The 23559-nt window shown below is 68.3% G+C and carries 18 protein-coding genes; 10 read left to right on the top strand and 8 right to left on the bottom strand.

Annotation, left to right across the window (positions count from 1 at the left end):
* Positions 1 to 136: 136 nt before the first annotated feature.
* The gene (dnaB, locus tag QC283_RS27945; protein ID WP_279564467.1) at positions 137 to 1615 is read right to left on the bottom strand and encodes a replicative DNA helicase; all 1479 of its coding nucleotides are present in this window, start codon (positions 1613 to 1615) and stop codon (positions 137 to 139) included.
* A gap of 458 nt (positions 1616 to 2073) precedes the next feature.
* Between dnaB and QC283_RS27940 the strand changes: the two genes are divergently transcribed.
* Positions 2074 to 3411, top strand: a complete 1338-nt coding sequence (locus QC283_RS27940; protein WP_279564466.1) for an MATE family efflux transporter — start codon at positions 2074 to 2076, stop codon at positions 3409 to 3411.
* A 110-nt stretch (positions 3412 to 3521) separates the two neighbouring features.
* Here the strand turns inward: QC283_RS27940 and rplI are convergent, their stop codons facing one another.
* The 4 genes from rplI to rpsF all read right to left on the bottom strand — a co-directional run bounded on the left by rplI (position 3522) and on the right by rpsF (position 5230).
* Entirely contained in the window at positions 3522 to 3968 is a 447-nt protein-coding gene (gene rplI, locus QC283_RS27935) for a 50S ribosomal protein L9 (RefSeq protein WP_121747978.1), read from the bottom strand.
* A gap of 18 nt (positions 3969 to 3986) precedes the next feature.
* On the bottom strand, positions 3987 to 4223 hold the full coding sequence (gene rpsR, locus QC283_RS27930; RefSeq protein ID WP_003949403.1) for a 30S ribosomal protein S18: 237 nt from the start codon (positions 4221 to 4223) through the stop codon (positions 3987 to 3989).
* Between the two features lie 42 nt (positions 4224 to 4265).
* Complete coding sequence (locus QC283_RS27925; protein ID WP_279564465.1) at positions 4266 to 4862, bottom strand: single-stranded DNA-binding protein; 597 nt, start codon at positions 4860 to 4862, stop codon at positions 4266 to 4268.
* Positions 4863 to 4939: 77 nt separating this feature from the next.
* A complete protein-coding gene (gene rpsF / locus QC283_RS27920) occupies positions 4940 to 5230 on the bottom strand; it encodes a 30S ribosomal protein S6 (RefSeq protein WP_077798159.1) in 291 nt (96 codons plus the stop codon).
* A gap of 278 nt (positions 5231 to 5508) precedes the next feature.
* Here rpsF and QC283_RS27915 point away from each other — a divergent pair, with 278 nt between their 5' ends.
* From QC283_RS27915 to QC283_RS27905, 3 genes are all read left to right on the top strand, one after another.
* Positions 5509 to 5814, top strand: coding sequence for a hypothetical protein (locus QC283_RS27915; protein ID WP_279564464.1), 306 nt, complete (start codon positions 5509 to 5511; stop codon positions 5812 to 5814).
* A 159-nt stretch (positions 5815 to 5973) separates the two neighbouring features.
* Positions 5974 to 7095 carry a peptidoglycan bridge formation glycyltransferase FemX gene (gene femX / locus QC283_RS27910; RefSeq protein ID WP_279564463.1) on the top strand — a complete coding sequence of 374 codons (1122 nt, stop codon included), beginning with the start codon at positions 5974 to 5976 and terminating at the stop codon, positions 7093 to 7095.
* Between the two features lie 122 nt (positions 7096 to 7217).
* Entirely contained in the window at positions 7218 to 8249 is a 1032-nt protein-coding gene (locus QC283_RS27905) for an alanine racemase (RefSeq protein ID WP_279564462.1), read from the top strand.
* A 94-nt stretch (positions 8250 to 8343) separates the two neighbouring features.
* Here the strand turns inward: QC283_RS27905 and QC283_RS27900 are convergent, their stop codons facing one another.
* Both QC283_RS27900 and QC283_RS27895 read right to left on the bottom strand, forming a co-directional pair.
* The gene (locus QC283_RS27900; RefSeq protein ID WP_279564461.1) at positions 8344 to 9810 is read right to left on the bottom strand and encodes a glycosyltransferase family 87 protein; all 1467 of its coding nucleotides are present in this window, start codon (positions 9808 to 9810) and stop codon (positions 8344 to 8346) included.
* Positions 9811 to 9938: 128 nt separating this feature from the next.
* Entirely contained in the window at positions 9939 to 12335 is a 2397-nt protein-coding gene (locus QC283_RS27895; protein WP_279564460.1) for a transglycosylase domain-containing protein, read from the bottom strand.
* A 664-nt stretch (positions 12336 to 12999) separates the two neighbouring features.
* Between QC283_RS27895 and QC283_RS27890 the strand changes: the two genes are divergently transcribed.
* The 4 genes from QC283_RS27890 to QC283_RS27875 all read left to right on the top strand — a co-directional run bounded on the left by QC283_RS27890 (position 13000) and on the right by QC283_RS27875 (position 16786).
* Complete coding sequence (locus QC283_RS27890; protein WP_279564459.1) at positions 13000 to 13677, top strand: PadR family transcriptional regulator; 678 nt, start codon at positions 13000 to 13002, stop codon at positions 13675 to 13677.
* A gap of 44 nt (positions 13678 to 13721) precedes the next feature.
* The gene (locus QC283_RS27885) at positions 13722 to 14804 is read left to right on the top strand and encodes an inositol-3-phosphate synthase (RefSeq protein WP_279564458.1); all 1083 of its coding nucleotides are present in this window, start codon (positions 13722 to 13724) and stop codon (positions 14802 to 14804) included.
* A gap of 78 nt (positions 14805 to 14882) precedes the next feature.
* The gene (locus QC283_RS27880; RefSeq protein WP_279564457.1) at positions 14883 to 16145 is read left to right on the top strand and encodes an MFS transporter; all 1263 of its coding nucleotides are present in this window, start codon (positions 14883 to 14885) and stop codon (positions 16143 to 16145) included.
* Positions 16146 to 16267: 122 nt separating this feature from the next.
* A complete protein-coding gene (locus tag QC283_RS27875; protein ID WP_279564456.1) occupies positions 16268 to 16786 on the top strand; it encodes an LppU/SCO3897 family protein in 519 nt (172 codons plus the stop codon).
* Between the two features lie 125 nt (positions 16787 to 16911).
* On the opposite strand, the gene QC283_RS27870 is transcribed toward QC283_RS27875, so the two are convergent.
* Positions 16912 to 18381 (bottom strand): CCA tRNA nucleotidyltransferase, encoded by a 1470-nt coding sequence (locus QC283_RS27870; protein ID WP_279564455.1) that lies wholly within the window; start codon positions 18379 to 18381, stop codon positions 16912 to 16914.
* A gap of 234 nt (positions 18382 to 18615) precedes the next feature.
* Here QC283_RS27870 and QC283_RS27865 point away from each other — a divergent pair, with 234 nt between their 5' ends.
* On the top strand, positions 18616 to 21030 hold the full coding sequence (locus QC283_RS27865; protein WP_279564454.1) for a DUF6049 family protein: 2415 nt from the start codon (positions 18616 to 18618) through the stop codon (positions 21028 to 21030).
* A gap of 44 nt (positions 21031 to 21074) precedes the next feature.
* Complete coding sequence (gene murJ, locus QC283_RS27860) at positions 21075 to 23495, top strand: murein biosynthesis integral membrane protein MurJ (RefSeq protein WP_279564453.1); 2421 nt, start codon at positions 21075 to 21077, stop codon at positions 23493 to 23495.
* Positions 23496 to 23559 lie beyond the last annotated feature (64 nt).

Below are 23559 nucleotides of genomic sequence, written 5' to 3'. Positions count from 1 at the left end.
AGCACACCAGCAATGCTTTCACTCGAACGAGGTACGGCAGCGACCTGTGAATCTCAGCTCAGTGTCGGATCCGACTTCAATCCGACATCGACCGTGAGATTCCGACACGAAATTTGAGACCCTACACCGCCGGGGATCAGGTCTGCGCCATGTCCACGAAACGCGAGTAGTGGCCCTGGAAGGCAACGGTGATCGTCGCCGTCGGGCCGTTACGGTGCTTGGCCACGATCAGGTCGGCCTCGCCCGCACGCGGCGACTCCTTCTCGTAGGCGTCCTCGCGGTGCAGCAGGATGACCATGTCTGCGTCCTGCTCGATCGAGCCGGACTCACGGAGGTCGGAGACCATCGGCTTCTTGTCGGTGCGCTGCTCGGGGCCACGGTTCAGCTGAGACAGCGCGATGACCGGGAGCTCCAGCTCCTTGGCCAGGAGCTTGAGGTTACGAGACATGTCCGACACCTCCTGCTGACGGCTCTCCGCGCGCTTGGAACCGCCGGACTGCATCAGCTGGAGGTAGTCGATGATGACCAGCTTGAGGTCGTTGCGCTGCTTGAGACGACGGCACTTGGCGCGGATCTCCATCATCGACAGGTTCGGGGAGTCGTCGATGTAGAGCGGAGCCGCCGAGACATCCGGCATCCGGCGGGCCAGACGGGTCCAGTCGTCGTCCGTCATCGTGCCCGACCGCATGTGGTGCAACGCGACACGGGCCTCGGCGGACAGCAGACGCATCGCGATCTCGTTGCGCCCCATTTCGAGCGAGAAGATCACGCTCGGCAGGTTGTTCTTGATCGAAGCGGCCCGCGCGAAGTCCAGAGCGAGGGTCGACTTACCCATGGCGGGACGCGCCGCGATGACGATCATCTGGCCGGGGTGCAGGCCGTTGGTCAGCGAGTCGAAGTCCGTGAACCCTGTCGGCACACCGGTCATCTCGCCGCTGCGCGACCCGATCGCCTCGATCTCGTCGAGCGCACCCTCCATGATGTCGCCGAGCGGCAGGTAGTCCTCGCTGGTGCGCTGCTCGGTGACGGCGTAGATCTCGGCCTGGGCACGGTTGACGATCTCATCGACGTCGTCGTCGGCCGCGTATCCCATCTGCGTGATCCGTGTGCCGGCCTCCACCAGGCGGCGCAGGACGGCGCGCTCGTGCACGATCTCCGCGTAGTACGCGGCGTTCGCTGCCGTAGGCACGGTCTGGACGAGGGTGTGCAGATACGAGGCACCGCCGACCTTGTTGATCTCACCGCGCTTGGTGAGCTCGGCGGCGATCGTGATGGGGTCGGCCGGCTCGCCCTTGGCGTAGACGTCGAGGATGGCCTGGTAGACCGTCTCGTGGGCCGGCTTGTAGAAGTCGTGGCCCTTGAGGATCTCGACGACGTCGGCGATGGCGTCCTTGGACAGAAGCATGCCGCCGAGGACGGACTGCTCGGCATCCAGGTCCTGCGGTGGTACCCGCTCGAACGACGGTCCGCCGCCGTCCCACGCGGCGTGATCCGGACCGCGCTCGTGCTGATCGTCGCGGCCGCGGCCTCCGTCACCGCGGCGGCGGGAGGCGGGCAGACGATCACTGGGACCGCTGTCGGCCCACGGGTCGTCCAAGGGCTCGGAAATGCTCACCGAGCCACCTCCTCCCGTCCGCCGAGCGGACCTCGCCGTGCCCTCATTTCTACGGCACGGCACTGACAAATAGGACGCCCAACTCCGGTTCTGACGCGTCGGTTTTGTGTCGATTCACAAGCCGACGAACGGAGCATGCGCCGGACCACCGTAGGCCTGCCGGCACCGTCAGCCAATCTGGTTATCCACAGGCCATGTGGACGACTGGCCAGATGCTGTGGAGAACTCGTCGAAACCTGTGCACGACTCGGTGGACAGCCCTGTGAACAAGCTCCCGACCTCACTTGGAAACCCACTCTGAGCTGCGCCTTTGCCATCCACTCCCTGTGCAGGAGAAAAACTTTCCCGCTTGGATCAAGATCGCTTCTCACCGTGCCCGGAAGCACACGTGGCGAGACGACACGTAAGGGTTGCGAAAGCTTTGCATCTCTTACCTGTGGACGATTAGATTGGTGCTCATGACACAGGCCCCCGCGCGCTCCCGGACCGCACGGCGTCGGCACGACCGAGAGATCGTCGCGCTCGCCGTTCCGGCCTTCGGCGCGCTCGTCGCCGAGCCCCTCTTCGTCATGGCCGACAGCGCGATCGTCGGCCACCTCGGCACCGCACAGCTCGCCGGACTCGGCATCGCCTCGGCGCTGCTCACCACAGCCGTCAGCGTCTTCGTCTTCCTCGCCTACGCCACCACGGCGGCCGTCTCGCGGCGCGTCGGCGCGGGCGACCTGCCATCCGCGATCCGCCAGGGCATGGACGGCATCTGGCTGGCGTTGCTGCTCGGCGCCGCCGTCATCGCCGTGGTACTTCCCACGGCACCGTCCCTCGTGGACCTTTTCGGCGCCTCGGACACCGCGGCCCCCTATGCCGTCACGTATCTGCGGATCTCCGCCCTCGGCATCCCCGCCATGCTCGTCGTGCTGGCCTCGACCGGTGTCCTGCGAGGACTGCAGAACACCCGCACCCCCCTCTACGTCGCCATCGCCGGCTTCGTCGCCAACGCCGTCCTCAACGTCGTACTCGTCTACGGCGCCGGCCTCGGCATCGCGGGCTCCGCCTGGGGCACCGTCATCGCCCAGTGCGGTATGGCCGCGGTGTACCTGTGGGTGGTGGTCCGCGGGGCACACCGGCACGGCGCCTCGCTGCGCCCCGACATCGCCGGTATCCGGGCCTCCGCCCAGGCTGGAGTGCCGCTGCTGGTTCGTACGCTCTCGCTGCGTGCGATCCTGATGATCGCAACGGCCGTGGCGGCTCGCCTCGGTGACGCCGACATCGCGGCCCATCAGATCATCCTGTCCCTGTGGAGTCTGCTCGCCTTCGCCCTCGATGCCATCGCCATCGCAGGGCAAGCCATCATCGGGCGCTATCTCGGAGCCGGCGACGCCCAGGGAGCCCGCGACGCCTGCCGCAGGATGGTGGAGTGGGGCGTCGCGGTCGGCGTCGTACTCGGTCTGCTCGTGGTGCTGTCACGTCCGGCGTTCCTGCCTCTGTTCACCGGCGACTCCGCGGTGAAGGACACCGCCCTGCCCGCTCTTGTGATCGTGGCCGTATCGCAGCCGATCTGCGGGGTGGTCTACGTCCTGGACGGCGTTCTCATGGGTGCGGGCGACGGCCCGTACCTGGCCTGGGCGATGCTGCTCACCCTGGCGGTCTACACTCCCGCGGCGCTTCTCGTCCCGACGTTCGGCGGTGGGCTCACCGCACTGTGGGCGGCCATGACACTGATGATGGCCATGCGCCTGGTGACCTTGTGGCTGCGCACGCGATCGAGTCACTGGATCGTCACGGGCGCGACGCGCTGACCGTTTCACGTGAAACACGATGTTTCACGTGAAACACGGCCACGAAGATGGGGCCGCATCTCCCTACTGGGAGATGCGGCCCCATCTCATCGCTTCAGCGAGAGCAAGGCTCAGGCTGCGACGACCTCGATGCTGACCTTGGCGGCCACCTCGGGGTGCAGACGCACAGACGTCTCGTGGGCGCCCAGCGTCTTGATGGGCGAGCCCAGCTCAATGCGACGCTTGTCGACCTCGGGACCACCAGCGGCCTTGATCGCCGAAGCGACGTCAGCCGGGGTGACGGAGCCGAAGAGACGACCGGCGTCGCCGGAGCGGACGGCCAGGCGGACCTTCACGCCCTCGAGCTGGCCCTTCACCTGGTTGGCCTGCTCGATGGTCTGGATCTCGTGGATCTTGCGAGCACGACGGATCTGCTCGACGTCCTTCTCGCCGCCCTTGGTCCAGCGGATGGCGAACTTCCGCGGGATCAGGTAGTTGCGAGCGTAACCGTCCTTGACGTCGACAACGTCGCCCGCGGCACCGAGGCCGGAGACCTCGTGGGTGAGGATGATCTTCATGATTCGGTCACCCTTCCCTTATCGCGCGGTGGAGGTGTAGGGCAGCAGCGCCATCTCACGGCTGTTCTTCACGGCCGTGGCGACGTCACGCTGGTGCTGAGTGCAGTTGCCGGTCACGCGGCGGGCACGGATCTTGCCGCGGTCGGAAATGAACTTCCGCAGCATGTTCGTGTCCTTGTAGTCCACGTACGTGACCTTGTCCTTGCAGAATGCGCAGACCTTCTTCTTCGGCTTGCGCACAGGCGGCTTAGCCATGATGTTTCTCCTGTGTGATCAAGAAGTGTGAGTTGAGCCCGCCTAGAAGGGGGGCTCGTCCGAGTAGCCGCCACCGCCGCCGGAGCCGCCGCCCCAGCCGCCGCCCTGGCCGCCACCGCCCTGCTGGCCACCGGCGGGAGCGCCGGTCGCCCAGGGGTCGTCGGCCGGAGCGCCGCCGCCCTGCTGGCCACCGCCGGGGCCGCCGCCCCAGCCGCCGCCACCCTGGCCGCCGCCCTGCTGGCCACCGCCGCCGTAACCGCCCTGGCCACCGCGACCCGAGGTCTTGGTGACCTTGGCCGTGGCGCTGCGCAGGCTGGCGCCGACCTCGTCGACGTCCAGCTCGTAGACCGTGCGCTTGACGCCCTCACGGTCCTCGTAGGACCGCTGCTTCAGCCGGCCCTGCACGATGACGCGCATGCCTCGCTGGAGCGACTCGGCGACGTTCTCCGCCGCCTGACGCCAGACCGAGCAGGTGAGGAAGAGGCTTTCGCCGTCCTTCCACTCGTTCGTCTGGCGGTCGAAGGTGCGGGGAGTCGACGCGACACGGAACTTCGCGACGGCCGCACCGGACGGGGTGAAGCGCAGCTCGGGGTCGTCGACAAGATTGCCGATGACCGTGATGACGGTCTCGCCTGCCATGGGGGAACCTCTCGGCGGGTTTGCTGCTGGCTGCTTGTGCTGCTACTCGGATCCCGGGATCGGCTGAGCGGAAGGGCTCAGTGCATCTCGGGACGGAGGACCTTGGTCCGGAGGACCGACTCGTTCAGGTTCATCTGCCGGTCGAGCTCCTTGACGACCGCAGGCTCGGCCTGCAGGTCGATGACCGAGTAGATGCCCTCGGGCTTCTTCTTGATCTCGTACGAGAGACGACGACGGCCCCAGGTGTCGACCTTCTCGACCTTTCCGCCGCCATCACGGACGACAGAGAGGAAGTTCTCGATCAGCGGGGAGACAGCACGCTCCTCGAGATCGGGGTCGAGGATGACCATCACCTCGTAGTGACGCATGTGGAACCCACCTCCTTTGGACTCAGCGGCCACGGTCGTTCCGTGGCAGGAGGGTTGCGATGCGTTGGCACCGGTATCAACGAGTAAACCAGGACCCACTGACAATCGGGCCTCCTCCGAGGAGGTGGCCCGGCCCGTGGCCGGCAGGAGACACCAGTGCAGAAGGTACAGAGTACCCGGCCACCGGCTTGCGGTTGAAATCCGGTGAGGAGGGGACACAATCGGTACTCAGCGGATGTGAAGGGCGAAGACGCACTGCCTTTGGCAGGAGGTTCCCCATGGCACAGATCATGCGACCCGCCAAGCCCCGGACCGGCCTGCTGGCCACCGACGGCAAACCGCACCCTCTCCAGGACACGCTGCTCGCCGTGACCCTGGTGCTCGCGGTCCTCACCCTCGCCACCGCGAGCTTCCGAGGGCTCCACATCCTGACCTCCTGGGCCGGGCTGCTCGGGGTCCTGACCGGCGGATACGGCCAGCTCATCTCGGCGACGACGCGCGAGCGCTTCGGTCTGGTCCTGGGTCTCGGAGCCTCGGCGTTCGGTCTGTACCTCGGTATGAACCACGGCGGCTTCTTCGGCTGAGCCCCGGAGCCGGACCCCTCGGCCGCCCGCCCACCGGACACCCTTCCCTCCGCCTTACACCCGTACGCCGAACGGGGCGCTCACAGGGCGCAGTAGGCTTCGCGCGAGAGCCGGAGCCCCTGTACCCATGGGGACACACCAGCCCGAGGAGCGCCCCGAATGAGCCTGACCCTGAGGACCATCAGTCGCGAGCAGCATCTGGCCTACATCCAGAGCCTGCCGTCGGCGAGTCACATGCAGGTCCCGGCATGGGCAGACGTGAAGGCGGAGTGGCGTTCGGAGAGCCTCGGCTGGTTCGACGACCGGACCGGTGAGCTGGTCGGCGCGGGCCTGGTCCTGTACCGGCAGCTGCCCAAGATCAAGCGCTACCTCGCCTACCTCCCCGAGGGCCCGGTCATCAACTGGTTCGCGCCGAACCTGCAGGACTGGATGGAGCCCATGCTGGCGCACCTCAAGCAGCAGGGCGCCTTCTCGGTGAAGATGGGCCCGCCGGTGATCATCCGCCGCTGGGACGCCACGTCCATCAAGAAGGGCATCCAGGACCCCGACGTCAAGCGCCTGCGCGACATCGAGGCCGACCACATCGAGCCGCGCGCCTTCGAGGTGGCCGACAAGCTGCGACGCATGGGCTGGCAGCAGGGCGAGGACGGCGGCGCCGGCTTCGGTGACGTGCAGCCCCGCTACGTCTTCCAGGTGCCGCTGGCCAACCGCTCCCTGGAAGAGGTCCACAAGAACTTCAACCAGCTGTGGCGCCGCAACATCAAGAAGGCCGAGAAGGCCGGCGTCGAGGTGGTCCAGGGCGGCTACCACGACCTCGAGGAATGGCAGCGCCTGTACGAGATCACCGCCGTGCGCGACCGCTTCCGGCCGCGCCCGCTGTCGTACTTCCAGCGCATGTGGGCGGCCCTCAACAACGAGGACCCCAACCGCATGCGGTTGTACTTCGCCCGGCACAACGGGGTGAACCTGTCGGCGGCGACCATGCTGATCGTCGGCGGCCACGTCTGGTACTCCTACGGCGCCTCCGACAACATCGGCCGTGAGGTCCGGCCCTCGAACGCGATGCAGTGGGCCATGCTGCGCCACTCCTACGCCCTGGGCGCCACCGTCTACGACCTGCGCGGCATCTCCGACTCCCTGGACGAGAGCGACCACCTCTTCGGTCTGATCCAGTTCAAGGTCGGCACGGGCGGGCAGGCGGCCGAGTACCTCGGCGAGTGGGACTTCCCACTGAACAAGCTGCTCCACAAGGCACTCGACATCTACATGTCGCGTCGCTGATCCCCCTGCCCGACGCTCCTGGCTCCAGTAGCGTCGGTGACAGCATCCCGAGCTCCACCAACGCTTTCCCCCTCGATACACCGCAGCACACCGCAGCCACGAGAAAGGTCCCAGGTCCGGCCATGGCGCTCACGCTCTACGTCGACACCGCGCGCTGGCGGGCGCACCACAAGCACGTGCAGGAGCAGTTCCCCGGGCTGGTCCCGGTCTGCAAGGGCAACGGTTACGGCTTCGGGCACGAGCGGCTGGCGGAGGAGGCCACGCGGCTGGGTTCGGACGTGCTGGCCGTCGGCACGACGTACGAGGCCGCCCGGATCAAGGACTTCTTCGGCGGTGACCTGCTGGTCCTTACGCCGTACCGGCGTGGCGAGGAGCCCGTACCGCTCCCGGACCGGGTCGTGCGCTCGGTGTCGTCCATCGACGGCGTGTACGGCCTCGTGGGCGCGCGCGTGGTCATCGAGGTGATGTCCTCGATGAAGCGGCACGGCATCAGCGAGCAGGACCTGCCGCAGCTTCACGCCGCCATAGAGAACGTCCGGCTGGAGGGCTTCGCCATCCATCTGCCGCTGGACCGTACCGACGGCTCGGACGCCGTCGAGGAGGTCATCGGCTGGATGGACCGGCTGCGCGCTGCCCGGCTGCCGCTGCACACGATGTTCGTCAGTCACCTCAAGGCGGACGAGCTGGCCCGGCTCCAGCAGCAGTTCCCGCAGACCCGGTTCCGCGCCCGGATCGGAACCCGCCTGTGGCTGGGGGACCACGAGGCCACGGAGTACCGCGGTGCGGTCCTGGACGTCACGCGCGTCGTCAAGGGCGAGCGTTTCGGCTACCGGCAGCAGAGGGCCGCTTCGGACGGCTTCCTGGTGGTCGTGGCGGGCGGTACGTCGCACGGGGTGGGCCTGGAGGCCCCGAAGGCGCTGCACGGCGTCATGCCGCGCGCCAAGGGTGTCGCCCGGGCCGGCCTCGCCACGGTCAACCGCAATCTCGCGCCGTTCGTCTGGGGCGGCAAGCAGCGCTGGTTCGCGGAGCCGCCGCACATGCAGGTGTCGATCCTGTTCGTGCCCTCGGACGCGCCGGAGCCCCAGGTCGGTGACGAGCTGGTGGCCCACCTGCGGCACACCACCACGCAGTTCGACCGGATCCTCGACCGCTAGCTCAGCCGCTGGGAGAAGGCCGTACACGGTGCTTCCGTGTACGGCCTTTACGCGCGTTCGCTCAGAGCGAACGGCCCGTCCGCTGTCTCCCGCCTCATCTCACCCGTGGCCCCTCGAAGTGGGCTGCGGGCTGTTCGGTATGGGCTGCGGGCCCCAGGAGGAAGACGTCCTCCGCACCGTCGAGCACACCACCCGACGGGTCGTCGTCCCCCTTCCGCCGGACCGGGTCCCGGTCCGGCATCAGGATGTCGCGCACGACCATGACGCACAGGAAGAGCGTTCCCAGCAGGTGCACGCCGATGGCCCAGTGGTAGCCGTCCGTCGGCAGGCCCTTGTGGGCGTCGCCGCTGGTCGTGTACGCGAGGTACATCCAGATGCCCAGGAAGTAGGCCACCTCGCACGCCTGCCAGATCAGGAAGTCGCGCCACTTCGGCCGTGCCAGCGCGGCCAGCGGCACCAGCCACAGCACGTACTGCGGTGAGTAGACCTTGTTGGTGAGAATGAAGGCCGCGACGATCAGGAAGGCGAGCTGGGCGAACCGGGGACGCCGCGGGGCGGTCAGCGTGAGTGCCGCGATGCCGCCGCAGCACAGCAGCATCAGGAGCGTGGCGAGGGTGTTGACCGTCTCCGTGCTGGGCGGGTTGTCGGTGTTCTGGACCAGGATCAGCCAGAAGGAGCCGAAGTCGACGCCGCGTTCCTGGCTGAACGTGTAGAACTTCGACCATCCGTCGAAGGCGAACAGCATCACCGGCAGGTTCACCACGAGCCAGGCGACGACCGCGCCCCCCAGGGCCTTTCCGAACTCCCGCCATTTGCCCGCCCGCCAGCACAGCACGAGCAACGGGCCGAGGATCAGGAAGGGGTAGAGCTTCGCGGCCGTGGCCAGCCCCAGGAGAACACCGAAGGCCAGGGAACGCCCTCGTGACCACATCAGGATCGCGGCGGAGGTGAGAGCGACCGCCAGCAGGTCCCAGTTGACGGTCGCGGTCAGCGCGAAGGCGGGCGCGAGGGCGACCAGTAGGCCGTCCCAGGGGCGCCGGGTGTGCGTGCGGGTCACGCAGACGGCGATGACGGCCGCGCACACCATGAGCAGTCCGGCATTGACCATCCAGTACCACTGCTCCTGGTGCTGGATGGTGCCGCTGCCCGGTGTGAGCCAGGACGCGACTTCCATGAAGACACCGGTCAGCACCGGGTATTCGAGGTACTCCATGTCGCCGGGGAGCTTGTCGAAGTACGGCACGAGCCCGTCGACGAACCCACGCCCCTGGTAGAGGTGCGGGATGTCCGAGTAGCAGGCGTGCGTGTACTGGGAGCTGGCGCCGAAGAACCAGGCACCGTTGTAGCAGGGTGCCTTCTGGACCAGTCCGAGGGCGAACATGCCGATCGCCACGAGTGCGATCACCCGCACGGGCGTCCACCAGGACGTCCCGAGCAAGGCACGTCGGCCGAGAGGACCGCCGATCAGCTCGCTGCCGGCCGCGGCGACCGTGTCCTCCCTGGTCGGCCGCATCGGGTCCGGATCGTGCACGCTCGCTGGCGTCGATTCTGCACTGGGCATGGGCACATCCTGCCGTACGCACCTGGGAATACACCGGGGCCGCCGCACCTCGTGGATGCGGCGGCCCCGGTTTCACGTGAAACCTACGGGCGTTTCACGTGAAACGCCCATGACGGTCGTTCCGACGGCTAGCCGTTCTGGCCCCAGATCGTGTTCCCCTGGTTGTTACCGGTGCCGTTGCTGTCGCCGTCTCCCTCTGTCTCACTGCTCGTCGGGGACGGTGACTGACTTCCGTCCGGCCCGCCCTCGTCATTGCCGCCGTTGCCATCACCGCCGTCATTGCCGTTTTCGCAGTTCCAGTAGTCCCACCTGTCGCACGTCGAAGCCGACGCGGACGGTGAGGGGCTGGTCTCCGTCTTGCTGGGCGACGGGCTCGGTGACGGGCTCGTCTCCTCCGTCTCGGAGGCGGAAGGCGAGGGCGAGGGGGAGGGGCTGGGCGGCGGTGTGTCGTTGACGACCTCGCCGATGGGCTCCGGCTTCGGGAACTTCTCCGCCTTCGTGTCCTTCAGCGCGTCCTCCATGTAGTCCTTCCAGATCTCGGACGGGAACGACGCACCGTGGATCTTCTTCTGGCCGCCCGTTCCGTACATCTCGAGGAACTCCCGCTTCTTCACGGACTCGTCGTCCGGGTAGCGGAACATGCTGATCGCGGTCGACAGCTGCGGGGTGTAGCCGACGAACCAGGCGGACTTGTTGCCGTCCGTGGTACCGGTCTTGCCCGCCACCTCGCGGCCGGGCAGCTGGGCAGCGCTACCCGTGCCCTCCTCGACGACGGTCTTCAGAAGGTCCGTGACGTTGTCCGCGACCTGAGCCGTGAACACTCGCTCGGACTTGACCGTGTGCGTGTAGATCGTGCCGCTCTTGTTCGTCACCTTGGTCACGGAGTAGGGCTCGCTCTGCTTGCCACTGGCCGCGAAGGTGGCGTACGCGTCCGCCATACGGATGGCGCTCGGCGACGAGACGCCGATGGAGAACGACGGGTAGCCGGCGCCCGCCAGGCTGCCCTCGAGGAGGCCCGCGTCAATGGCGGCCTCCTTCACCTTGTCCAGACCGACATCCATGCCGAGCTGCACGAAGGCGGAGTTCGACGACTGACGCATCGCCTCACGAAGGTCGATCTTGTAGTCCGGCGGGTCGCCGAGCGATTCCTTGCCGTCATTCTCCTGCAGCCACTGCTCGCCGTCCTCGTTCTTCCAGATCGTCCCGTCGTATTCCTTGATCTTGAGGTCGTTCTTGCCGCTGTAGAGGCTCTTCGGGGAGACGACCGTGCGCTCTTCCTTGGCCTGCTCCGGACCGAGGTCGGGATCGCGCACGCCCCAGTTCATCGCCGCCGCGAGCACGAAGGGCTTGAACGTCGAACCGACCTGGGCACCGGTCACGTCGGCGTTGTTGGTGAAGTGCTTGGTCGCGTCCTGGCCGCCGTAAACGGCCTTGATGGCACCGGTCTCGGGATCCACCGACGCCCCGCCGAACTGGACGTGGGTGTCCTTGTCGGGGCGCTTCTTCGGATCGATGTTCTCCTTGTAGACCTTCTGCACCGCGGCCTCGAGGTCATCGACCTTCTTCTTCTCGAAGGTCGTGTGGATCGAGTAGCCGCCCCTCTCCAGCTGCTTGTCCGTGACCTTGCCGGTCTTGATCACGGAAGCCTTGGCGAGATCGACGAGGTAGCCGATCTGACCGCCCAGCTGCGAGTTCGACCGCGGGTTCTGCACGGCGGGGAGTTCACTGTGCTTGGCCCGCTCCTCCTGACTCAGGTGTCCGTACTCCACCATCTTGTTCAGGGTGTCCTGCATCTGCCGCTGGGCGCGCTCCTTGTTGGCCTCCGGAGTCGCGGCCGGGTCGATCGAGGTCGCGCCCGCCGGGTCGTAGTACGTGGCCCCCTTGAGCATCGCCGACAGGAAAGCGCACTGTCCCGCGTTCAGGTCGACGGCGTCCACGTTGAAGTACGCCCGCGCGGCGGCCTGGATCCCGTAGGCGCCGCGGCCGTAGTACGCGGAGTTGAGGTAGCCCTCGAGGATCTCGTCCTTCGACACCTCGGTGCCGACCTTCATCGAGACGAAGATCTCCTTGACCTTGCGGGAGATCGTCTGCGACTGGTCGTTGAGCATCGCGTTCTTCACGTACTGCTGGGTGATGGTGGAGCCACCCTGCGTGTCACCGCCCTTGGCCATGTTGAACACGGCGCGGGCGATGCCCTTGGGGTCGATGCCGCTGTCGGAGTAGAAGGTCTTGTTCTCCTGGGAGATGACGGCGTTGCGCATCTCCTTGGGAATCTGTGCGAGGTCGACGCTCTGACGGTTGCGCTCACCGCCCGTGGCGACCATCTGGCTGCCGTCGGCCCAGTAGTAGACGTTGTTCTGCGCCGTGGCGGTCTCGTCGACGACGGGTACCCCCACCATGGCGTAGGCGATGCCCGCGGCGGTCACCATGGTGCCGAAGAACGCGATGCACAGGCCGGAGACGAGCTTCCAGGACGGCACCCAGCGGTGCCACCCGTCCTTGTCACGGCGCGGGTAATCGATCATCCGCTTCTTGCCGGACGCGACCGCGCGGCCTCGTCCGGCCCCTGCCGGGCCGCCGGGAGCGGCTCGCCGGCCTCCGGGACCCTGCTCGGCCGCTCTGCGGCGGCCGCCTCCGCTGCGCTGTGCCGCGCGCCGGGCTTCGGCGCGACTCCCGTACGGACGCTCCTCGTCCTCCGGACCGTACGAGCCGGACGGAGACCCTGTGGCGCCTCGCGGTGCCGCACGGCGGCCGGAGGACAAGCCGGACTGGCCGCGTCGGGCCGCGGCACGTCCGCCTCCCTGCGGCTGCGGCGGTTTGCGACGGTGCTCGCTCATCGAACGACTACTCCTCGGGCAGGCGCACCTTTGCGCGCCTGGTAAAGGCGGCTGGTTTCCGGTCCCCCCGAAGTACGGATGCGGCCCCTTCCGCATTCACCCGTACCGCACCAGGGACAGGGACGTCCCCAGGCGTCACGCGGTTCCCGGTGGTCTGCATGGCGCACAGACTACGCACCGCCAAAACCCCCGAGACTCGAAGTTCACCTCAAATCAGGCAACTTGCTCAGGATGAAACCCGGATGTGATCCCGTTCACCAAGCCCCCTCTTGTCGCACGCGGAAGCTCGTTCTATCGTTCTGATGTATCGAGTCGATACATCAGCGCGGCATAAGGACGAGAGGAGGCGACGATGAGCCGGCGTTCCGGCATCCTCGAGTTCGCCGTACTCGGCCTGCTCCGCGAATCCCCGATGCACGGCTATGAGCTGCGCAAACGGCTCAACACGTCACTGGGTGTGTTCCGGGCGTTCAGCTACGGAACGCTCTACCCCTGCCTCAAGACGCTGGTCGCCAACGGCTGGTTGATCGAGGAACCGGGGAACGTCGGCGAGGCGGCCGCTTCCCTCACGGGACGCCGCGCCAAGATCGTCTACCGGTTGACGGCCGACGGTAAGGAACACTTCGAGCAACTCCTCTCACAGACGGGCCCGGACGCCTACGAGGACGAGACCTTCGCCGCTCGCTTCGCGTTCTTCGGGCAGACGTCGCGTGACGTACGCATGCGCGTGCTCGAGGGCCGGCGCAGCCGGCTGGAGGAGCGCCTGGAGAAGATGCGGGCCTCCCTGGCTCGCACCCGGGAGCGGCTCGACGACTACACGCTTGAGCTCCAGCGCCACGGAATGGAGTCCGTGGAGCGTGAAGTGCGCTGGCTGAACGAGCTCATCGAGAGCGAGCGGGCGGGGCGGGACCTGCGGGGTCCCGCCGCCGAGGGGACCGCTCAACAGGACACGACATCTGGAGCGACGGGCGGCCTGCCCCGGCCCGGGGACGACCCCCGGCCGGATACGCCCGGCGACACCGCCACGTGAGCGCCCAGTCAGGGCCTCACTCGTACACACAGGGAGCAACCGGAATGGGTTCGGTTCGCGTAGCCATCGTCGGTGTGGGCAACTGCGCCGCATCGCTGGTACAGGGCGTCGAGTACTACAAGGACGCCGACCCGGCGTCCAAGGTCCCGGGCCTGATGCACGTCCAGTTCGGCGACTACCACGTCAGTGACATCGAGTTCGTCGCCGCCTTCGACGTGGACGCCAAGAAGGTCGGCCTCGACCTCGCGGACGCCATCGGCGCCTCCGAGAACAACACCATCAAGATCTGCGACGTGCCGAACAGCGGCGTCCAGGTCCAGCGCGGCCACACGCTCGACGGTCTCGGCAAGTACTACCGCGAGACCATCGAGGAGTCCGACGAGGCCCCGGCCGACATCGTCCAGATCCTCAAGGACAAGCAGGTCGACGTCCTCGTCTGCTACCTGCCCGTCGGCTCCGACGACGCGGCGAAGTACTACGCCCAGTGCGCCATCGACGCCAAGGTCGCCTTCGTCAACGCCCTCCCGGTCTTCATCGCCGGCACCAAGGAGTGGGCGGACAAGTTCACCGAGGCGGGCGTCCCGATCGTCGGCGACGACATCAAGTCGCAGGTCGGCGCCACCATCACGCACCGCGTCATGGCGAAGCTGTTCGAGGACCGGGGCGTCGTCCTGGACCGCACGATGCAGCTGAACGTCGGCGGCAACATGGACTTCAAGAACATGCTCGAGCGCGAGCGCCTGGAGTCCAAGAAGATCTCCAAGACGCAGGCCGTCACCTCCCAGATCCCCGACCGGGACCTGGGCGCGGACAACGTCCACATCGGCCCGTCCGACTACGTGGCCTGGCTGGACGACCGCAAGTGGGCCTACGTCCGCCTGGAGGGCCGCGCGTTCGGTGACGTCCCGCTGAACCTGGAGTACAAGCTCGAGGTCTGGGACTCCCCGAACTCGGCCGGTGTCATCATCGACGCCCTGCGCGCGGCGAAGATCGCCAAGGACCGCGGCATCGGCGGCCCGATCCTGTCGGCGTCGAGCTACTTCATGAAGTCCCCGCCGGTCCAGTACTTCGACGACGAGGCCCGTCAGAACGTCGAGAAGTTCATCGCGGGTGAGGTCGAGCGCTGACAACCCCGGACTCCGGTCCGCCGAGGGTCCCTGGGTCGCGTGACCCGGGGACCCTTCCCGTATGTGAGGCTGTGCCCCATGGCCGTCGTCCGTGACCTGCGCGTCCTGCTGCGCCTCGAAGGGTTTCGGCGCCTGCTCGCCGTACGCCTGCTCTCCCAGGGCGCCGACGGCGTCTACCAGGTCGCGCTCGCCACCTACGTCGTCTTCTCACCGGAGAAACAGACCTCGGCCGCCGCGATCGCCTCCGCGATGGCGGTCCTGCTGCTCCCGTACTCCCTGGTCGGCCCCTTCGCCGGCGTCCTGCTGGACCGCTGGCGCCGCCGCCAGGTCTTCCTGTACGGCAACCTGCTGCGGGCCGTGCTGGCCTCGGTGACAGCCGTGCTGATCTTCGCCTCCGTCCCGGACTGGCTCTTCTACGTCTCGGCCCTCTGCGTCACCGCCGTCAACCGCTTCGTCCTCGCGGGTCTGTCCGCCGCACTGCCGCGCGTGGTCGACGCCGAGCGTCTGGTGATCGCCAACTCGCTCTCCCCGACCGCCGGCACCCTCGCCGCGACGGCGGGCGGCGGGCTCGCCTTCGTCGTACGCCTCGTGTTCGCGGACTCCGATGCCGCCGTGGTGCTGCTCGGGGCCGCCCTGTACCTGTGCGGGGCACTGGCCTCGCTGCGCATCGCCGTGGAACTGCTGGGCCCCGACCGCACGCTCGTGCCGCCCCGGCTGGCCTCCGCCCTCGCCGGCACCGCCCGCGACCTGGTGGCGGGAGTACGTCATCTCGCCGCACCCGCACGCCGGGAAGCGGCCTGGTCGCTCGCGGGCATGACGCTGATGCGGTTCTGCTACGGCGCCCTGCTGGTCATGCTGCTGATGTTGTGCCGGTACACCCTGACCTCGGACACGGACGAGGGGCTCGCCCTCCTCGGTCTGGCGCTGGGCGTCTCCGGCGCGGGGTTCTTCGCGGCCGCGGTGATCACCCCGTGGGCGGCGGGGCGGCTCGGGCCCGGCCGCTGGATGGCCGTGTGCGCCGCGGCCGCCACGGTGCTGGTGCCGGCGCTCGGTCTGCCGTTCGCCACCGTGCCGCTGCTCGCGGCCGCGTTCGTCCTGGGCCTGACGACGCAGGGAGCGAAGATCGCGACCGACACGGTCGTGCAGTCCTCGGTCGACGACGCGTTCCGTGGCCGGATCTTTTCCGTCTACGACGTGTTGTTCAACGTCGCCTTCGTCGGCGCCGCCGGGGTGGCCGCGCTGATGCTGCCGCCGGACGGCCGATCGGTGACGCTGATCGTGACAGTCGCCGCGATCTACGGAGCGGTTGCGGCGGCTATGGCCCGGTTTGACACTCAGTAAGTGTCACATCAGTGACACAGAGCCCCAACGGGCTACAGGGATGTCAGCGGAACCCGGTAGCTTACGTGCGTCTTATTCGCGTCATGCTCGCGACACGCACCTATGTTTCAGGGGGACCCCCAGTGACCACTCCACCGCCTCAGGGCAACCCGTACGCCCAGGGCCAGCCGCAGGCTCCGCAGCAGCCGCAGGGACAGAACCCGTACGCCCAGGGCCAGCCGGGGCTCCCGCAGCAGCCTGGCCAGCCCGGCTTCCCCCAGCAGGGTGCACCGTACGCCCCGGTCCCGCCGCAGCCGGCCCGCAAGCTGAGCTTCAAGACGATCAAGAACATCGTCATCGCCGTGATCGTCGTCGGCGTGGCCGTGGGTGGTTACCTCGCCAGCCGGGACGACGCCACCACCGCAGCGGTCGGCGACTGCATGCACCGCGGCAGCAGCAGCGACAGCGACCCGGACCTCGAGGTCGTCGACTGCGGTGACGCGAAGGCCCAGTACGAAGTGCTGGCCAAGATCGAGGGCTCCTACTCCGCCCTCACCGCCGAGAGCAAGTGCTCGGAAAAGGCCAAGGACTTCCAGTACTCGTACACCGAGAGCGGTAGCGGCAGCGACTTCCTGCTCTGCCTGAAGGACTACAAGAAGTAGGACAGAGGTCTCGGACGCGCAAGGGGCGGTGTTTCACGGGAAACACCGCCCCTTCGCATGCCCGAACCCTCACGCCTGGTCAGCGGGGGCCACGTTTCACGTGAAACATGACCCCGGTCCACGACTCACGCCTCCTGCTCGGCCCACCACTCCTTGAGCGCCGCCACGGCCGCGTCGTGCCCCATGGGCCCGTTCTCCAGGCGGAGCTCCATCAGGTACTTGTAGGCCTGACCGACGGCCGGCCCGGGGCGGACACCGAGGATCTCCATGATCTGGTTGCCGTCCAGGTCCGGACGGATCGCGTCCAGCTCCTCCTGCTCCTGCAGCTGCGCGATCCGCTCCTCCAGGCCGTCATACGCACGCGAGAGCGCCGAGGCCTTGCGCTTGTTGCGGGTCGTGCAATCCGAACGGGTCAGCTTGTGGAGCCGGTCGAGCAGCGGACCGGCGTCCCGGACATACCGGCGGACCGCCGAGTCCGTCCACTCACCCGTGCCGTAACCATGGAAACGCAGGTGCAGCTCGACCAGGCGGGAGACGTCCTTCACCAGGTCGTTGGAGTACTTGAGCGCCGTCATGCGCTTCTTCGTCATCTTCGCCCCGACCACTTCGTGGTGGTGGAACGAGACCCGGCCGTCCGTCTCGAAACGGCGTGTACGCGGCTTTCCGATGTCATGCAGCAGGGCGGCCAGGCGGAGGGTCAGGTCGGGGCCCTCGCTCTCCAGGTCCATCGCCTGCTCCAGGACGATGAGCGTGTGGTCGTAGACGTCCTTGTGCCGGTGGTGCTCGTCCCGCTCCAGGCGCAGCGCCGGCAGCTCCGGCAGGACCCGCTCGGCGATGCCGGTCTCCACCAGCAAGGACAGACCCTTGCGCGGGTGAGGGGAGAGAATCAGCTTGTTCAGCTCGTCCCTGACCCGCTCGGCCGAGACGATGTCGATGCGTCCGGCCATGTCCTTCATGGCCGCGACCACCTCGGGAGCCACCTCGAAGTCCAGCTGCGCGGCGAAGCGCGCGGCCCGCATCATCCGGAGCGGATCGTCCGAGAAGGACTCCTCGGGGGTGCCCGGAGTACGCAGCACACGCGCCGCGAGATCGTCGAGGCCGCCGTACGGATCGATGAACTTCTTCTCCGGAAGCGCGACCGCCATGGCGTTCACAGTGAAGTCCCGCCGGACGAGGTCTTCCTCGATGGAGTCTCCGTAGGACACCTCGGGCTTGCGCGAGGTGCGGTCGTACGCCTCCGACCGGTAGGTGGTCACCTCGATCTGCCAGCTCCGATCGGCGTCACCGACGCGGGCCTCCTTCTGCGCCCCCACCGTGCCGAACGCGATCCCGACCTCCCAGACGGCATCCGCCCAGGGCCGCATGATCCTCAGGACGTCCTGCGGGCGGGCGTCCGTCGTGAAGTCCAGGTCGTTGCCGAGCCGGCCGAGCATCGCGTCCCGGACCGAGCCGCCCACCAGGGCAAGAGAGAACCCGGCCTCCTGAAAGCGGCGGGCGAGGTCGTCGGCGACAGGGGCCACCCGCAGCGGTTCACTCACCGCGCGACGCTGCTCCTGGCTGGGGGCACTGGGGCTGAGTTCGTTGGCGTTCGGCACAACAGAACAGGGTACGTGGCCCGGGCGGACACCGGCGCCCCCGTTGATCGGAGTGATCACACACCGGATCCCCCACTTCCACGGCGCTACCTTTGTAGACGCACACACGGTGCGGCTCCGCACCGTGGCGGATCTTGTGGCGTACTCCGCGGCACTTCCCCTCGGCGCGCATCGTTACCATGCGTGGACGCACATTCCGACGACCACTGACGACGACGAGGGACGGGCGAGCGCGTGGCCGAGGCGGCAGACTTCCAGGGGACCAGTCCCTCACCTGCCCGCCGGTGGCTACGGCGCACCACGGCGCTGCTCGCCGGGACTCCACTGCTGGCCGGACTGGTCCAGCTGCCGGCCGCGGGCCCGGCACACGCCGACGGGCAGTCCGCCGCCAAGGCCGACGCCGATTCGGGCTCGGTGGCCGTCGCCGTCGACTCGCTCACCCCCTCCGCGCCCACGGACGGGGACACGGTGACCGTGTCCGGCACCGTGACGAACAACGGCAAGCAGACCGTCACCGACGCACACGTGGGCCTGCGTGTGGGACCCGAGGTCAACACCCGCTCGTCCCTCGACGCGATCGCGAAGGACAGTGACGATCTCCAGGGGTCCATCGCCCCGGAGATCGACGACAAGTACACCGAGAAGTTCGACAAGCTCACCCCCGGTGTCGCCGAGCACTTCAACATCTCCGTGCCGGTCGACGACCTGGACCTCGGCGGGGACGGCGTCTACGAATTCGCCGTCTCGCTCTCCGGTGAGACCTCCGCGCAGCCGTGGGAGCAGATCCTCGGCATCCAGCGGACCTTCCTGCCCTGGCAGCCCGACGGGGCCGACCCCAGGACGAAGACGACGGCTCTGTGGCCGCTCGTGTCGACCACCCACATGGCCGCCGAGACCGGACCGAACGACGAGCAGACGCCGGTCTTCCTCAACGACGACCTGGCCAAGGAGATCTCCCCCGGGGGCCGCCTGAACCAGATGGTGACGCTGGGCAAGGACCTCGACGTCACCTGGGTGGTCGACCCGGACCTGCTGGCCTCCGTCGACGCGATGACGGGCAGCTACAGCGTCCGGGACGGCGACAAGACCGTCGCGGGCACCCATCAGGCGGTCGCCAAACAGTGGCTTGCCGAGCTGCAGGACGCGGTGGCCGACGAGGAGGTCGTCGCCCTGCCCTACGCCGACCCGGACCTGGCCTCCCTGGCCCACAACGGCACGGACGTCACCGGCTCGCTGAACCAGCTGAAGAGCGCCACGGACGTCATCGACGACACGGTCGGGCCGATCCTCCACGTGAAGCCCAGCACCGACTTCGCCTGGCCCGTGGACGGCGCCGTCGACCGGTCGATCGTCAAGGTCGCCACCTCCGCGGGCGCCGACAAGGTGATCGCCCGCAGCGACAGCCTCAAGGAGACCAGCGGCCTGCCCTACACGCCTTCCGCGGCCCGCCCCATCGGGGGAGGCACGACGGCCGTCGTCGCGGACGCCCGGATGTCCAGGGCGTTCGAAGGGGACCTGACGAAGGCCTCCGCGTCCACGCTCGCGGTACAGCGGTTCCTCGCCCAGAGCCTCGCCCTGAACCTCCAGACCGGCACGCAGCGCAGCGTCGTCATCGCCCCGCAGCGCATGCCCTCCGGGAGCCAGGCACGCGCGATGGCCGAGGCGCTGCGGGCGCTGCAGGACGGCACCTGGTCCGAGACCCAGAAGCTGGCGGCGGCCGCGGCGGCCAAGCCGGACCCGGACGCCACCACGAAGGTGCCGGCGGCCTCCTCCTATCCCGCGGCGCTGCGCAGGAAGGAGCTGCCCCGGTCGGCGTTCCTGCAGATCGCCCGTACACAGGACACGCTCGACAACTTCAAGGTCGTCCTGTCGGACCCGTCCCGGGTGGCGACCCCCTTCGGACGCGCCCTGAACCGGGAGATGTCCGCGTCGTGGCGAGGCCGGGCCGACGAGGCGGAGTCCTACCGCACCGGCGTGAAGTCGTACCTCGACGGGCTGACCGGCCGGGTCAAACTCATCGAGAAGTCGGAGACGAAGCTCTCCGGTCGCAGCGCCACGATCCCCGTGACGGTGCAGAACAACCTGGTGCAGGACGTCGGCCCCCTGGTCCTGCGGCTCACCTCGACGAACCCGACGCGCCTCGAGATCGACGGCGCCGACTACGAAGAGCAGCCGATCTCGGTCTCCGGCGGCCACAGCCAGTCGGTGAAGTTCACCACGTCGGCCAACGCCAACGGCCGGGCGACGGTGATCGCCCAGCTGTACACGATGGACGGGCGGAAGTACGGCGAGCCCGTCACCTTCGACGTGAAGGTCACCGAGATCACCGCCACGGTGATGCTCGTCATCGGCGGCGGTGTCCTGCTGCTCGTCCTCGCCGGCTTCCGGATGTACACGCAGCGCAAGCGGGCCGCGGCCCGCGACGCCGAGAAGAACGAGACCGGCGAGGCGGAGGAGCCCGAGGACTCGAAGGTCTCCGAGGACTCCGAGGCCGGTCCGGAGAACCCGGAAGACCCCGGCGAACGTCCCCACAAGGAGTCCGAGGCACACCCTCGGGCAGGCGACCCGGAGCAGCCGAGTGACCCGACACCGGACACCGCAGCGGAAAGCGCCGACCCGTCCGGCACGGGTGAGAGAGTGGACCGTTGAGGATGTCGTGGCCGGTGGGCCCGGGACGATGAGGTGGGGTAACCATGAACGCGCCGTACGACGGTGACCGCGGTCAGGCCGTGGACGGCTCGGGTCACTCCGAGGGTCCGCCGCCCGACCCCGGCCAGACACCGCCGCAGCAGCCCGCGGACATGTATCTCCAGGATGCCTACGACCAGGATCCCTACCGGGCGCAGGACCTCTCCGCCCAGGACCCGGTCTCCGAGGCTCTCTACGACCGCGCCGCGCACCCACCGCCGCCGCCGGGCACGTACCCGCCGCAGCAGCCGCTGTACTCCCAGCCCTCCCAGTCGCCCTACGCCCCCGACCCGCGCGTCTGGGCCCAGACCCCGGCCCCCGAACCCGAGGGACCGACGCAGTACCTGCCGTACGGCGACGACCCGCGGACCACCCAGTTCGTCGGCGTGGACGACCTGGTCACCCAGGCCGGCGAGCAGCGCCACGAGCCCGACGCCTTCGCCCACCTGTTCCGCGACCAGCAGCAGGGCGGCGGCCACCCCGCCTACGACGACCAGGCCTCCGTCCCCGCCCCAGGGCAGTACGGCGGGACGCCGGGGCCGGGCCAGTACGGCGGGCACCAGGGCCCCGCCCCGTACGGACACGCTCCGGCGCACGGCCAGTACGGTGGGCACCAGGGCCCCGATCCCTACGGAAACGCTTCGGCGCACGGCCAGTACGGCGGCCCCGCTCCGACGCCCGGGCAGCACGCGGCGCCCGCACCGGGGCAGTACGCGGTGGCTCCCACTCCGGAAGCGGCCGAGGCACCTCTCCTGGAACCCGAGCCCGCTGCCCCGCCGGCCGCCCCCAAGAAGGGCGGACGCGCGGGAGGTCTGCTGAAGTCGAGCGCCGTGATGGCGGCGGGCACGATGGTGTCCCGGCTGACCGGGTTCATCCGGTCGGCACTGATCGTCTCGGCGCTGGGTGTCGGGCTGCTCGGCGACACCTTCCAGGTCGCCTACCAACTGCCGACGATGATCTACATCCTCACCGTCGGTGGCGGCCTCAACTCGGTCTTCGTACCGCAGCTCGTACGGGCCATGAAGGACGACGAGGACGGCGGCGAGGCCTACGCCAACCGCCTGCTGACCCTCGTCATGGTGGCGCTCGGCGCGCTCACCGTGATCACGCTCTTCGCCGCGCCACTCCTGATCCGGCTCCTGTCCAACCCCGTCGCCAGTGACCCGGCCGCGAACGAGGTCGGTATCACCTTCGTCCGCTACTTCCTGCCCTCGATCTTCTTCATGGGCCTCCACGTGGTGATGGGGCAGATCCTCAACGCCCGCGGCAGGTTCGGCGCGATGATGTGGACCCCGGTCCTGAACAACATCGTCATCATCGTGACACTCGGGATGTTCATCTGGGTCTACGGCACCGCGGAAAGCTCGGGGATGAAGGTCACGAGCATCCCGCCGGAGGGCGAGCGGCTGCTCGGCATCGGAGTGCTGCTCGGCCTCATCGTGCAGGCCCTGGCCATGCTCCCGTACCTGCGGGAGACGGGCTTCAAGCTTCGGCTTCGGTTCGACTGGAAGGGCCACGGACTCGGCAAGGCGATCACCCTCGCCAAGTGGACGGTCCTGTTCGTCCTCGCCAACCAGGCGGGCGCCATGATCGTCATCCAGCTCTCCACCGCCGCAGGCAAGGCGTCGCCCGTCGACGGCACCGGCTTCGCCGCCTACGCCAACGCCCAACTGATCTGGGGCCTGCCCCAGGCCATCATCACCGTCTCCCTGATGGCCGCCCTGCTGCCCCGCATCTCCCGCTCGGCATCCGAGAACGACGGCGGCGCGATCCGGGACGACATCTCCCAGGGCCTGCGCACTACAGCCGTCGCGATCGTTCCCGTCTCCTTCGGGTTCGTCTCTCTCGGCATCCCGATGTGCACGCTCATGTTCGGCTCGTCGGGTACCAGCGAAGCCACCAACATGGGCTACATGCTGATGGCCTTCGGCCTCGGCCTCATCCCGTACTCCGTGCAGTACGTCGTCCTGCGCGCCTTCTACGCCTACGAGGACACCCGGACGCCCTTCTACAACACCGTCATCGTGGCCGTGGTCAACGCCACTGCCTCGGCACTGTGTTACCTGCTGCTGCCCTCACGCTGGGCCGTCGTCGGCATGGCCGCGTCCTACGGGCTGGCCTACGTGATCGGTGTGGGCATCGCCTGGCGCAGGCTGCGCAAGCGGCTCGGCGGGGACCTCGACGGCGCCCGGGTCCTGCGGACCTACGCCCGGCTGTGCATCGCGTCCGTCCCGGCCGCCCTGATCAGCGGCGCGGCCTGCTACGCGATCAGCCGCGCGCTCGGCCAGGGCGTCCTCGGATCGTTCGCCGCGCTGCTGGCCGGCGGGGTGCTCCTGTTCGGCGTCTTCTTCATCGCCGCCCGCCGTATGCGCATCGAGGAAGTCAACTCACTGGTCGGCATGGTGCGCGGACGCCTGGGACGCTGAGACCGGGGGTAGGCGCACAACCATCGTCTGCCACTGTGTGTCGTGCATAGCGGCGGACTGTGGG

The sequence above is a fragment of the Streptomyces sp. DH41 genome (assembly GCF_029813785.1).
In the GTDB taxonomy this organism is placed as follows: domain Bacteria; phylum Actinomycetota; class Actinomycetes; order Streptomycetales; family Streptomycetaceae; genus Streptomyces.
The sequence above is the reverse complement of the archived record's forward strand: the minus strand, read 5'-3'. Positions and strand labels throughout refer to the sequence as shown.